This is a genomic window from Actinomyces sp. oral taxon 897, assembly GCF_002999235.1.
GTDB lineage: Bacteria > Actinomycetota > Actinomycetes > Actinomycetales > Actinomycetaceae > Actinomyces.
In genome coordinates this window covers 1,834,734-1,848,296 of sequence record NZ_CP027236.1, presented here as the reverse complement: position 1 = coordinate 1,848,296, position 13,563 = coordinate 1,834,734, and the positions used below count along the sequence as shown (strand labels likewise).

7 protein-coding genes are annotated in these 13,563 nt (G+C 69.7%); 1 reads left to right on the top strand and 6 read right to left on the bottom strand.

Annotated features, from left to right (window positions below; all coding sequences use genetic code 11):
• Positions 1-44 precede the first annotated feature (44 nt).
• The 3 genes from C3V41_RS07445 to C3V41_RS07435 form a co-directional block, all read right to left on the bottom strand.
• Positions 45-1,487: a tetratricopeptide repeat protein gene (locus C3V41_RS07445; protein ID WP_106109747.1), complete on the bottom strand. Its 1,443-nt coding sequence runs from the start codon at positions 1,485-1,487 to the stop codon at positions 45-47.
• A gap of 52 nt (positions 1,488-1,539) precedes the next feature.
• Positions 1,540-2,385: a tetratricopeptide repeat protein gene (locus C3V41_RS07440; RefSeq protein WP_165271600.1), complete on the bottom strand. Its 846-nt coding sequence runs from the start codon at positions 2,383-2,385 to the stop codon at positions 1,540-1,542.
• Positions 2,386-2,578: 193 nt separating this feature from the next.
• Positions 2,579-5,518: a tetratricopeptide repeat protein gene (locus C3V41_RS07435; RefSeq protein ID WP_106109745.1), complete on the bottom strand. Its 2,940-nt coding sequence runs from the start codon at positions 5,516-5,518 to the stop codon at positions 2,579-2,581.
• 406 nt (positions 5,519-5,924) lie between these two features.
• On the opposite strand from C3V41_RS07435, the gene C3V41_RS07430 reads away from it, so the two are divergent.
• On the top strand, positions 5,925-8,399 hold the full coding sequence (locus C3V41_RS07430; protein ID WP_106109744.1) for a type IV secretory system conjugative DNA transfer family protein: 2,475 nt from the start codon (positions 5,925-5,927) through the stop codon (positions 8,397-8,399).
• A 320-nt stretch (positions 8,400-8,719) separates the two neighbouring features.
• Here the strand turns inward: C3V41_RS07430 and C3V41_RS07425 are convergent, their stop codons facing one another.
• The 3 genes from C3V41_RS07425 to C3V41_RS07415 all read right to left on the bottom strand — a co-directional run bounded on the left by C3V41_RS07425 (position 8,720) and on the right by C3V41_RS07415 (position 13,361).
• Positions 8,720-10,579 carry an AAA family ATPase gene (locus C3V41_RS07425; protein ID WP_129591515.1) on the bottom strand — a complete coding sequence of 620 codons (1,860 nt, stop codon included), beginning with the start codon at positions 10,577-10,579 and terminating at the stop codon, positions 8,720-8,722.
• 33 nt (positions 10,580-10,612) lie between these two features.
• Positions 10,613-12,178: a hypothetical protein gene (locus tag C3V41_RS07420; RefSeq protein ID WP_106109742.1), complete on the bottom strand. Its 1,566-nt coding sequence runs from the start codon at positions 12,176-12,178 to the stop codon at positions 10,613-10,615.
• A gap of 340 nt (positions 12,179-12,518) precedes the next feature.
• Positions 12,519-13,361, bottom strand: a complete 843-nt coding sequence (locus C3V41_RS07415; RefSeq protein ID WP_106109741.1) for an NYN domain-containing protein — start codon at positions 13,359-13,361, stop codon at positions 12,519-12,521.
• Positions 13,362-13,563: the final 202 nt, after the last annotated feature.

The window sequence follows — 13,563 nt, the reverse complement described above, 5'->3', positions numbered from 1 at the left end:
GGTCGTGTCTTGTCGCGGGGAGTGTTGGTCCGTGCGAGCTCCGGTCACCGGTAGCGGGCGTGGGCGCGCTGCGGCCCGTCGGGACGGTAGCCAGCCAGGGCGGTGCGGTGGTAGGGCATGTGGAGGACGGGGCCGGGGCGTCGGGGGAGGTTGGCGGACGGTGTGGCGGCGGTCCCCAGAGGTGGACCGGCGGTCAGGGCCAGGCTAGTGGGTACGAGGTTTGTGGGAGGCGTGCTGGGTCCAAGACCGGCGGCGACGTTCGGTTCGCCGCGTCCTGTACGGACGCCATGGCCCGACGCCGTCAGCGCGGCAGTGTCCACGCTGCCGCCGGTGCGGGATGTGGCAATGAGGTCTGAGACAAGGTCGGGCCGGTCGTTCCTGGAAGCAAGCTCCAGGGCGAGCGCCAGGGCTGGTACCGCTCGCTCGGTGAGCCAGGTGAGGCGGTCGCGCTCGGTGGGGAACTGGAAACGGGCGGCGTCGGACTCCAGGGCGCCGATGAGCACCGGGGCGAGTGCCTGCTCGTAGAAGGGCAGAGCCTCCTTGTGCTGCCCTATACTGTCTAGAGTATCACCAGTATTGTTCAGACAGTGAGCCTGCTGAAGTTCGGTCCCGTCCACCTTCCGGTAGAGGACCAGGGCGTCATGGTAGGTGGTCAGCGCCCTCTCATAACAGTCGACGTCGTCCAGGATGACACCCATGTTGATCAGGCAGTTGGCCTGATCCTGCTCGGAGTCAGGCTGATCACGGTAAATTTCCAGGGCGTCACGGTAGGCGTCCAGAGCATCTTCCTGTTGTCCTGCTTTGTCTAGGGTGACGCCGGTGTCGTACAGGACGATAGCCTGAAGCTGTTCGGCGCCTGGAAGATCTCGGTAGATGTTAAGAGCATCTTGGTAAGAGGCGAGAGCTTCCTCGTAGCGTCCATTCTCATGCAGGGTGGCGCCGATATTGGTCAGGCAGTTGGCCTGATTCTGCTTGGTGTCCGGCAGGTCGCGGTACAGTGCCAGGGCCTGCCGGTAAGCAGTGAGAGCCTCCTCGTACCGTCCCGTGTCACTCAGAGTGAGGCCGATGTTGTGCAGGCATTCAGCCTTCTGGAATCCGGTATTCTTTTTGTGCTGATAGAGGCTCAGGGCCTGCTGGTAAGCGTCAACTGCCTCCTGGTAGCGTTCCACGTAACGCAGGGTGTTTCCTGTATTGACGAGGCAACGAGCTCTATCATGTTCGGTGCCGTCAATGCGTCGGTAAATGTCCAGGGCCTGCCTGTAGGAGGTCAGTGCCTCTTCGTGCTGTCCCACCCGGCGCAGGGTGACGCCAATATTGGTCAGGCAGTCGGCAAGATCTTCGTGGGTATCACCCGTTTGACGGTAGAGGTCCAGGGCGCGACGGAACGCCGTCAGCGCCTCGGGATAACGCTTTGCGTCAGTCAGGTCAATACCCGTGTCAAATAATTTGTCTGCCGTGTGCTGATACTCTTCTGTCAGGTGGTTCAATGTTCTCGGCTCCTGACTGCCTGTTCGTAAACGTTCTATAATAAACGCCGGCTCAGCGGCTGGTTGGTGTCTCGGGTAGGCGTTGCTTCGTTTTTCTGTGTACCACTTCCTCCTGGCTACCGGCCCCCGTCAGGCTGGGGGTAGACCTCCTGGGTCTGCTGGTAGAAGGCGAGCGCCTCCTCGTGGCGGCCTGTCTTGTGCAGTGCAGTGCTGATATTGTATGAGCAGGCGGCCCGGTCCCGCTCGCTACCGGGCAGGTCGCGGAAAGGTCGAGGGCCTGCCGGTAGTAGTCGAGGGCCTCTTCGCGGCGCCCTAGCGCGTACATAACGATGCCGGTATTGTTCAGGCAGTCGGCCCGCTCCCGCTCGGCGTCGGGTAGAGCGCGGTAGAGCCTCAGGGCTACCTCGTATACGGTCAGCGCCTCCTCATAGCGCTCCAGCCTGCACAAGATGACCCCGATATTGATAAGGCAGCTCGCCTGTCGGCGCTCTGTGCCGGGTAGGTGCTGGCAGAGACTCAGAGACTTCCTGTAGAGGGTCAGGGACTCCTCGTGACGCCCCAGCTCATTCAAGGTGACACCCGCGTTGTACAGGCATTCGGCTTGTCGACGTTCCGTGCCAGGCAGGCCGCGGTAGAAGTCCAGGGCGACCGAGTAAGCTGTTAGAGAAGGCTCGTAACACTTCGTTGCATTCAGGGCGTCGCCAATATTGGCAAGACAGTCGGCCTGCTGGCGCTCGGTGCCCTCCACCTGACTGTAGAGCTCGAGAGCCTCCGTGAAAGCTATGATCGACTTCTCCTGGTGCCCGGTGGCGAACAATCGGGCCGCTTTGCTAAAAGCGGTTTCAGCTTCCCTCAGGATCTCCTCTGGGGAGAGGTCAGCCTCGTCCGGGTCCGTCATGGTCATCTCCTGTCCGTCGTGTGTGCCCCATTGCAGCACATATTGTGCTGCCAGGCGAGCCCGACGTCCCTGCCGCGGCCACAGACGCATCCGTCAAGAGGCGTGCGCTGTGACCATGGCAATAGCTAACGGCACTGAGGCGGGCGCTACGACCTGCCGGACGGGCGTGTGGAAGTCTCACCCTGCACACAGGTCACCGGTAGTGGGCGTGGGGGCGTGTGGTGTCGTCGTCTTGTCGGTAGTCGGCCAGGGCGGTGCGGTGGTAGGGCATGTGGAGGACGGGTCCGGGGCGTCGGGGGATATTGGCGGAGAGGACGGCGTCGGTCCCTAGGGGTGGGCTGGCAGTCAGGGCCAGGCCGGTGGGCACGGGGGCTACGGGATGGGGGTCGGGTTCAGGATGTATGGCGAGGTCGGGCGTGATGAGCCCCGGCGTGGTTGTCCTGCCCTGTGTCGTCAGCCTGGTGGTATCAATGCTGCCGCCGGTGCGGAAGGTGGCAATGAGATCTGAGATGAGGGCGGGCTGGCCATTGATGTCGGCGAGGCTCAGTGCGAGGGCCAGGGATGGTTCTGCTCTTTCCGTGATCCAGGTGAGACGGTCGTGCTCGGTGGGGAACTGGAAGCGAGTAGCATTAGAGTCCAGGGCGTTGATAATTGCCGGTGTGAGAGCTTGCCTGCATGAGATGAGGGCCTCCTCGTACCGGCCCACCTCAGCCAAGGCGGTGCCGGTGTTGCCTAGGCAGAGGGCCTGCTGGCGCTCGGTGCCTGGCAGGGTGCGATAGGCGGCCAGGGCGTCCCGGTAGGCGGTCAGGGCCTCCTCGTACCTGCCCACCTCGTACAGGGTGGTGCCGGTGTTGAACAGGCAGTTGGCCTGCTGGCGCTGGGTGCCTGGCAAGGTGCGATAGGCGGCCAGGGCGTCCCGGTAGGAGGAGAGGGCCTCCTCGTACCGACCTATCTCGCCTAGGGCGAGGCCGGTGTTGCCCAGGCAGTTGGCCTGCTGGCGCTGGGTGCCTGGCAGGGTGCGATAGGCGGCCAGGGCCTGCTGGAAGGCAGCCAGAGCCTCCTCATACCGGCCCGCCTCGGCCAGGGTGATGCCGGTGTTGTTCAGGCAGTCGGCCTGCTGGCGCTGGGTGCCTGGCAGGGCGCGGTAGGTGTCCAGGGCGTCCCGGTAGACGGTCAGGGCCTCCTCGTACCGCCCCACCTCGCGCAGGGTGGTGCCGGTGCCGAGCAGGCAGGCGGCCTGGTCCTTCTGGGTGTCGTCAACCCGCTGGTAGAGGTCCAGGGCGTCCTGGTAGGCGGTGAGGGCCTCCTCGTACCGGTCCGTCTTGCGCAGGGCGGTGCCGATGCTGTTCAGGCAGTTGGCCTGCTGGAGCTGGGTGCCTGGCAGGGCGCGGTAGGTGTCCAGGGCGTCCCGGTAGGAGGTGAGGGCCTCCTCGTACCTGCCCACCTCGTCCAGGGTGATGCCGGTGTTGACCAGGCAGTCGGCCTGGTCCTTCTGGGCGCCGTCAACCTGCTGGTAGAGGCCCAGGGCGTCCTGGTAGGCGGTGAGGGCCTCCTCGTACCGGTCCGTCTTGCGCAGGGCGGTGCCGATGCTGTTCAGGCAGTTGGCCTGCTGGCGCTGGGTGCCTGGCAGGGCGCGGTAGGTGTCCAGGGCGTCCCGGTAGGAGGTGAGGGCCTCCTCGTACCGACCCGTCTCGTGCAGGGCGTTACCGGTGTTGAACAGGCAGTTGGCCTGCTGGCGCTGGGTGCCTGGCAGGGCGCGGTAGGTGTCCAGGGCGTCCCGGTGGGCGGCCAGGGCCTCCTCGTACCGCTCTACCTCGCGCAGGGCGTTACCGGTGTTGAACAGGCAGTCGGCCTGCTGGCGCTGGGTGCCTGGCAGGGCGCGGTAGGTGTCCAGGGCGTCCCGGTAGACGGTCAGGGCCTCCTCGTACCTGCCCACCTCGTCCAGGGTGATGCCGGTGTTGAGCAGGCAGTCGGCCTGGTCCTTCTGGGCGCCGTCAACCTGCTGGTAGAGGCCCAGGGCGTCCCGGTAGAAGGAGAGGGCCTCCTCGTACCGCTCTACCTCGCGCAGGGCGTTACCGGTGTTGAACAGGCAGTTGGCCTGCTGGAGCTGGGTGCCTGGCAGGGCGCGGTAGGTGTCCAGGGCGTCCCGGTAGGAGGTGAGGGCCTCCTCGTACCGACCCATCTCGACCAGGGTGGCGCCGGTGTTGACCAGGCAGTCGGCCTGGTCCTTCTGGGCGCCGTCAACCTGCTGGTAGAGGCCCAGGGCGTCCCGGTAGAAGGAGAGGGCCTCCTCGTACCGCTCTACCTCGCGCAGGGCGTTACCGGTGTTGAACAGGCAGTTGGCCTGCTGGCGCTGGGTGCCTGGCAGGGCGCGGTAGGTGTCCAGGGCGTCCCGGTAGGAGGTGAGGGCCTCCTCGTACCGACCCGTCTCGTGCAGGGCGTTACCGGTGTTGAACAGGCAGTTGGCCTGCTGGCGCTCGGTGTCTGGCAGGGTGCGGTAGAGGTCCAGGGCGTCCCGGTGGGAGGTGAGGGCCTCCTCGTACCTGCCCACCCTGCGCAGGGTGTTGCCGGTGTTGTTCAGGCAGGTGGCCTGCTGGCGCTCGGTGTCTGGCAGGGTGCGATAGACGGCCAGGGCCTGCTGGAAGGCGGTCAGGGCCTCCTCGTACCTGCCCACCCTGCGTAAGGTGTTGCCGGTGTTAAACAGGCAGCTGGCTTGTTCCTTCTGGGTGCCCGGCAGGGTGTGGAAGAAGTCTGCGGCCTGCTGGTAGGTGGTCAGGGCTTCCTCGTACCTGCCCACCTCGTCTAGGGTGTTGCCGGTATTGAACAGGCAGGCGGCCTGCTGGAGCTCGGTGCCTGGCAGATCATTCCAGAGTTCCAAGGCCATCTCATAAATGGTTAAGGAATCCTGGTATCGTTTTGTGCTGCTCAAAATCGAGCCGATGAGAGCCAGGCAGGTGGCTTGCATATGCTTGGCGCCCTTAATCTGCCGATAGAGTTCCAACGCCTTCATAAAGGCTGCGATCGCCTCTGGCAGCTGCCTGGCTTTAAATAACTGCCATCCCATGTCAAAGGCCTCCTCGGCCTTCCTCAGGATCTCCTCCGGGGAGAGGTCCTCGTCGTCTGGGTCCGCCATGGCTGCCTCCTGTCCGTCGCGGGCAGACGTATTGCACCACACACCGGGGTGTTGACGGGTCTGACACCCCGGATCTGAGCCGTCGTGCCGCCCCCGTCAGTCCCCTTTGAGGGTCGGGCGCCGTAGGGCCCAGGACCCAGGCAAGGCTCAGCAGGCCCCGCCCAGGCCAGACCACTACAACCCCTCGCGGCGCACGACGGCCGCTCCCGCGCCGCCACATCCCCTGCACCTGGTGCGGAGCTCACCCGCCAGCTCCCCGCCGCGGTCCTCCAGGAGCTCGGCCCTGGGGCCTGCGCAGCCTCCTGATCTGCATCCTCTCCGAGCCTGGGGTCGCCCGCGAATAACAACCGCGCTCCTTGGGTAACGCGGCGCGCACCGCGCCCGCAGTCGCACAAGGAGAACCACCATGAGCGTCGTCAACAACCGACCCGAGACCCGCTGGCACGCCCCCTCAGCCCCTGAGCGTACCAGCCTCGTCCTCAGCCGGGCCCTGCGCAACACCGACCCCGGCCTGGCGGGCCGAATCCTCACCGACCGCCTCCTGGGCGTCGTCGCCAGCCAGGGGCCCGACGCCCGCGTCACCCTGACCCTAGGCACCGAACGAGACAGCGAGGTCCGGGTCAGCGTGGACGCCGTCGGGGTCACCCCCACCTTCCCCCAGGACCTCGCCTGGTGCTCCGAGGGCGTCCACGAGTGGGAGGAGGTCGTCCCGGGCGCGGGGCGGCCCGCCCCCAGGGTCCTGCGTGAGGTCGTCGCCGCCGTCACCCGGCAGTCGCCCCGCCTCACGCCGGAGCCCGTGGTGCCCGGCGCGCCGGACGACACCGGCGCGCGCACCCTCACCCGACTCCTGCCCGGCGCCGACCAGGACGCCTTCCGACGCCCCCTGGGCACCTGGCCCAATACCGTGATGACGAACTCGGCGCTTACCATGACCCGCGTCCTGCGCAGCGCCGGCGCGACCCTGCGCGTCCACCTCGCCCCGGCCGGCTCCGCCGAGACCTGGATGCTTCAGGAGACCGTCCTGGCCACCGAGGGGCGGGCGAGCACCGAGACCGTGATGGGCTACGTCGGCGTCCCCGTGCGCATGCGCCTCCTGCTGGGCACCGACCTCGATGAGGAGATCCCCGCGCGCGTCGTCGTCGCCCTCGAGGACTGGGCCAGCGACCTCGAGGTCGTCCCCCTGGGCGCCGACGAGGACGCTAAGGAGGTGTGGGCGGGCGCCAGCCGCACCCTGCAGGGCCGGGCCGTCCCGCGCGGCATGGCCCGCGGCCTGGTCCGCATCCCCGTGCCCGGCGAGCGCACCGGCGTCATCGGCATCCGCTGCGCCATGCCGACGACCCCTGAGGTCCCCCTTACCGACGCCGTCCCCACCGAGGGACTGCGCCTGGGCACCGCCCTTGACTCCACCGGCGGACGCACCGAGGTGCGCATCGGCCTGGAGCAGCTGTGCCAGCACGTCCACGTGCTCGGGGCCTCCGGCGCCGGCAAGTCCACCCTCCAGGCCGGCGTCGTCGCCTGGGCCGTCGAGCACGGTCTGGGGGTGACTGTCATCGACCCCCACGGCACCCTGGTGAGCCGCTGCGTGGACGAGCTGCCCGACGGGGCCGCCGCCCGCACCCACCTGGTGCGCACCGCCGACCTGGAGCGGCCCACCCCTCTCAACCCCTTCGCGGGGCGGGACTTCGAGACCATGGTCGGGGAGGTCATTGAGATCCTCTACGCCGTCTTCGATCCCAAGCACACCGGTATTATCGGCCCTCGCTTCGAGCGGATCTTCCACCAGGCCATGGGGGCCGCCAGTGCCCTGTTTGGGGACCGTGCCACCATCAGCCTGGTACCGGAGCTGCTGGCGGACAGGGAGCGCATCACCGACGTCGCCTGCGCGGTCCACCACATCAACCCGCGCCTGGCGCGCGAGCTCGAGAGCGAGCTGGCTGGCAACCACTCCAGCGAGTTCGCCGATATGCTCGCCTGGGTCAACTCCAAGTTCGACCGCGTCCTGCGCTCGTCCGCCATGAGGGCCGTCTTCGGCTCCGGCCGCGAGGCGATCGACGTCCAGGGCGTCATGGACCGCGGCGAGGTGCTTCTCATTGACCTGGCCGCGCCCCGCATCGGCCAGGACCAGGCCGCCTTCATCGGCATGATCTGGGTCATGGAGCACGCCCTGGCCATGGCCTCCCGCGCGCAGCGCCACCGTCCCCACCTCCTCGTTATCGACGAGGCGCAGCTCTTCCAGGTCGGGGGCCTGCCCGAGCTCCTGGCCGAGGGCCGCAAGTTCGGCATCGGCGTCCTGCTGGCCCACCAGCACATGGGCCAGCTGTCGGCGGAGCTCGCCAGCTCCCTGGAGGCCAACGCCTCCACCGTCATGGGGATGCGCTCCTCCATCCAGGACGCCCCGCGCGTCGCGGCGCGCATCGGCACCTGGAGCGGCGGCTCCCTCAGTCGCCTGCCCAATATGCACGCCGCCACCACCCTGGCCACCCCCGCCGGGCAGACGCAGGCCTTCACCCTCGTCGTGGACCACAACGAGCGCGCCGACGCCCTGCGCCGCGAGCGCCCCGGGGCGGTCGAGCGCAACCGCCAGATCACCCGGTCCCGCGTCCTGCGGCGGTGCCAGGAGCTGGGCAGCCTCAAGGCCCTGACCAGCGACGACGTCGAGGCCGCCATCCGTCAGTGCGAGGCCCTCGACCTCGCCCGCCTCACTGCTCTCCCCCACCTGGAGCCCTGCGAGCATGACGGTGGGGCTTCGCGGCCCCAGGACGGTCCCCAGGACGACGACTTCGGCTCCCTCCTGGAGGAGTGTCTCACCTCCCTGGGCATGGGGGAGCCGGTTTCCGGCTCGGCTGACGTCGACACCCTCCTGTCTGGCTCAGAGGACTGAGGCCGGGCCCCTCCTGGGCTTCTCGGCGAGGTGAGGCTGGCTCGGAGGTGTGGGGTTGGCTCGGTGGGCTGAGGCCTGCTGGGTGGCCCCGGCCCGACGTCGCGCCCTTCCTCTTGGGTGGACGCGCTGTACTGCGGATGGGCGTGCTGTCCTGGGGATGGACGCGCTTAAGGCCATATGAACGCCATCCTAAACGGCGTTCATATACCTGAAGGCGCGTTCATCTACGAAGGAAGGCGTTCATCCACGGGGAAAGGCGTTCACCGGCGTAGGGTGTGCCCGCAGCCGGAGGATACTCACCTATGTAGGGAGGCGTCTGTCTATAGAGGAGTGTGTTCGTCTGCGGTGGGTGTCTTGTCCTGGTTCAAGGCGTCTTTTGGTGTGGTTCTGGTGAGTGTGATGTGTCCGTGGTCGTCCACGTGGGTGCGGTAGGTTCCCGCGTCCTGGTCCAGCAGCGGGGCGGCCAGTGCCCGCTCCACCTCCCGGTGGAGGCGGCGGGCGCCGTCGGGACGGGCCAGGGCCTGGGTGAGCAGGATCTCGCGGGCCTGGTGGGTGACCTCCACCGTGTAGCCGCTGCGTGCGCACACCCGAGCGAGGGTGACCAGGACCTGGTCCAGGACCCGGCTCATGCGGTCCCGGTCCAGGGGCTCCATGAGGACGACGGCGTCGAGGCGGCCCAGGACCTCGGGGGCCAGTAGCTGCCTGACCTGCCTGCGGGCCACGGCGCGGGGGTCCTCGCCGGGTCCCAGGCCCGGGGCCTGGCGGGTCAGGGCCCGGGCCCCGGTGTTGGCGGTCAGGACGACGTCCAGGCCGCTGGCGTCCACGGTCCGGCCCGAGTAGTCGGTGACGGTCCCGTTGCCCAGGAGCTCCAGGAGCAGGTTGTCGCGTATGAGGGGGGAGGCCTTGTCGATCTCGTCCAGGAGGAGGACCGCGTGGGGGCTGGCGGCGATCCGGGAGGTCAGCCACCCCTCCCGCCTGTCCGAGCCGACGTAGCCGGGCGGGGCGCCCAGGAGGGTCGAGCCCAGGTGCTCGGAGGTCAGCATGGCCGTGTCCACCCGGATCAGGGCCTCGCCGGCCTCCTGGCGGGCGGCCGCCAGGTGGTCGGCCAGGGTGGTGGCCAGGAGCGTCTTGCCCGTCCCGGTCCCCCCGGTCAGCAGGACCGCGGAGCGGGGGCGCCGGTCGGTCAGGCGCAGCCCGCGGTGGCCCAGGGCGACCTGCCGGGCCAGGGCGTGGCAGGCCTCGTCCTGGCCCAGGACCCGGCTGCGCAGCGCCCGCTCCAGGGCGCGGACGTCCCACCGGCGGGCCTGCCGGTCCTCGTCCGGGCGGGCGGGGCCGGGGGGCAGGGCGTGGTCCTCCCCGCGCAGCGCCGCGTCGCAGGCCCACAGGTCCAGGAGGCGTCGGCCGTGCTCGGGCTGGGCGGGCTCGCCCGCCCCGGGTACCGCCCGGGCCGCGGCCGCGACCGTCCCCGGCGGGATCCGGACCCGGTGGAAGGCCTCGAGCCGTGGGGCCAGGCCGGCCAGCTCCCGACGCAGCTCGGCCGTGCCCGGGGCGGGCCGGGAGTCGATGACCGTGGCGCCGCCGGGGACCAGGGCGCGGCGCTCCAGGCCGTCGGCCTGGTCCCACTGGCTGCCCGGGACCACCCAGGCCAGGGACATGGACAGGCGGCGGGCGGTGTGCCGTGCCAGCAGGAACGCCTCGGCCCCCATGGGGTCGACGGGGTCGGTGGCCACCAGGACACGACGCCCCGGGACCACCACCCCACCAGCCACACCACCGGGTGCGCCGACAGGGACGCCGCCACCCGGCCGCGGCGCCTCGCACCCAGCCATCCCACCCCCGGCCCCGCCCCCGGGCGCGCCGACCGGCACGCCGTACAGCGCGGCCCTGACCGCCGCGCAGGCCCCGCCGTCCTCCTCGTCCACGCCGCCGCGCAGCGCGCAGAGCTCACGGGCCCCGCAGCAGGTCACGACCCCGGCAGGGCCCCCGGGCACGGGCAGACCGCGCAGCGCGGCGGTCAGGGCCTCCCCGGCCCGCCCGACGTCGTCGTCCTCAGTGACGAGGACCACGTGCTGGGGCTCGAGCGCGAGCAGGTGGCACAGGGCCCGGCGGGCCCAGGCCGGCACCGGGCGCGGGACCACCACGGCCCCACACCCGGCAGGAAAAGACAGTTGCGTGTGCATACCCCCCATGACGGACGCCAGGAGGAGCACGGCTCACACCCCGGCCGGCGCCTTCCTGCTCGCCCGGCCCTTGAGCGTGTCGTAGAGCCAGCGCTCGATCTCGGTGCGGAGCTCCGGCCTGACACCGCGCAGGAACCTGGCCTCGGCGTCGGGCCTGTGCATGTCGGTGCGCAGCAGGTCCTCCACAGACGCGTAGAGGCTACGGGGCAGGGCCTCGAGAAGGCCCTTGAGCGTGTCCGTACGGTGTCCCGGGCCGGGGGTGACCCCCAGGAAGTCCAGGATCTCCGTCAGGAGGCGGTACCTGAGGTCCGAGTAGAGCTCGCGCTCCCAGATCCGGGCGATGTCCCGGACCTCCTTGACGAGCTCGGCCTTGGCCCTGGCGCGCTGGAGCGTGTCAAGGTCGATGCGCTCACCGCCGAGCCCCAGCGGGCTCTGGCCGAGGTGGTCGGTGAAGTAGTCGGTGACGGCGTCCCACAGGACCTCGGTGCGCCCGCCGCCCACGGTGAGGTAGCGGGTCGTGAACAGGTCCCTGATACCGGTACCGAGCAGGTTCATGACCTCGGTCTCCATCCTCTCGGCGATATCGACCTGGTCCTCCAGCAGCTCCTCGAACGAGTCGGAGTCGGGGCCGTCCGACAGCGCGGCGTTGAGGGAGAGCGCCGTAGCGACCCGTGAGGCGTCGGCGGGCCTGGTGACATTGCGCTCCCACCACGTGCGGTCGCGCCCCTTGAGGCCGGACAGCTTCTTCTTGACGGTCCTCACCACGCCCAGGACGAGGACGCGGGCCTCCCGCGGGCCCGTGTGGTGGCGCTGGGTCTCCCGGTCAATGACGTAGTCCATGGGGATGTCGTCCTCGAGCGGCTTGTTGAAGCGGATGCCGAAGAGGATGTCCACGAGCACGGCCTCGTGCCGCTCGTCGAGGCCAATGCGCTTGCTGAGCTCTGCGACGGACTCCTTCGGGCGCGACAGCCCGCCGTCCTGGGAGGCCTTGGCGCGCATGTAGTCCTCGGCGACGTTCTTGACGCGGGCGCGGATCTGGGGCGCGATCAGGGGCCTGGGACCCAGCTTGCGGGCCTCGCGGGCCATGACGGCCAGCACACCCTTGAAGGGCTTCTCCTCCTGCGTGGTGCCGCGGACGATATCCAGGACCAACTGGGCGCAGCCCTCGCAGTTGGGGTCGGGGTCGATGACCGCCCTGAGCGTCACGTCCCGCCCGGCGCCCCCGGTGGCGGAGGCGGTCTCACCGGCGTCGTCCACGGCGTCGAGGTCGGGGTCGTACGTGGAGGCGCTGGTGGAGACGGGCGGCGTCACCGCCTTCACGACGAACGGGTTGCGGCCCCAGCAGGAGCCGCCGGGGTGGAGGGCGTCGCGCATCCGGCGGACGGTGCTGCAGCCCCAGGACAGGTGGAGGATCTTGGAGGTGACGATGTCGATCTCGTCGGTCGTCACGGTCAGCGGCTCCGTGCCCCGGTAGGAGGGCACCGGGTTGTCGGGGTCGCCCGCAATGAGCCACTGGCCGGTGAACGGGTCGGGGAGGATGCGCTGGGCGCTGTGGATCTCCTCGACGGTGTAAGGCCGCTTGGTGGTGTTGGTAGTCATAATGATGTTCTTTCTGTTGTGAATGTGTGGTGAGATGCGGTTGTTGCCTGGATGAGGACGACGAGGGCCCGGAGGAGCGGTGCTCCTCCGGGCCCTTGAGGCAGGTGGTGAGTGCGTCTTCTGGGCGAGCGCGGCTGTGGAGTCCTCTCGCCAGAGGCAGATGCATACGAGGACGGGCTCAGGTGGGGCGCGGGTAAGGCGCGCGTACCCTGGGCGGGGTACGGGTGCCGGACTCGGCCTTGCCGTGGTTGCGCGCGACGACCTGGTGCAGCCCGCCCGGGGCGCGCGCACGCCCCGGGCGGGGCGCGGGTGCCGGCGCCGCTTTCGCTGGTCCTGGGCCTCAGGCGGCCCGCCGCACGCGCTGGTTGCGGTGGCGGGCGGCGGCCGTACGACGTCGGGCCGCGGCAGGCAGGTGGTCGCGTCGGCAGTGATGACGGCGTGCCTTCCCGTGGCGCTCCCACCCGTCAGCCACCGGCTCACCCACCGGCTCCGGCTGGGGCGTGTGACCGCCGAGGTCCCCCGCCGACCGGCCGCGTGCAGGCGGCTGGGGGAGGGCCTCGGGCATGTCGCCGAGGTTGAGACGGGTGTGCAGGGAGCAGGCCCGCCACAGGTCCCGGGAGACGCCGCCGCGCCCGGTGACCTGCCAGACGGTCATGCCCAGCCTCGCGGCCTGGCGGGCCAGCGGCACGAAGGCGTGGTCGCCCGAGCCGATCACGAGGTTGTCGAAGCGCCGGGCCAGACGGTTGACGTCGATCTGGTCCAGGACCGCGTTCTCCCCGCCGTCGGGGCCCGAGCGCAGGGCGGGGTGCAGGCTCACGGCTGCCAGGACCGGCAGGTTCTGGGCGGCGAAGTGGTGGGACATGCCGCTGTAGACGACGTCCATGGCCCCGATCGGCATGACGTCGAGCAGGATGTTGAGGGTGCGGGCCAGGTCCTGCGGCGTGGTGGTGCCGCCCCCGCTGAGGTTCTCCAGGTCCAGGACGAAGACGGTGCGCCCCCGGCGTCGCACGCCCCGGCCGCTGACGGGGGCGGTGCGCTCGGCGGCGGTGCGGTTGTCACGACGGGTGCGTGAGACGCCCCCGGCCACGGGGACCTCGGGGGCGAGGGCGGGGACGAGGGTCAGCCTGGGGGCTGGGGTCGGGCAGGTCGGGCGGATCTGGAAGGCAACGGCGTCGGCGCTCATGACGGGTCCTCTCGGGTCGGCCCCGCGCAGGCCGGGCGCGCGGGGGTACACCCCTGAAGCGCGGTTGTTATTGCCGTCTCCGGGCCCACCCGGCGACGCCCTGGGCCTGCCCAAGGCCCGCCCAGCGACCGAGTCCCGCCGCCCGGCGGCTCCCGGAGCCCGCCCCGGGCCCGCTTGGTACCCCACATGTGACGTATAACTC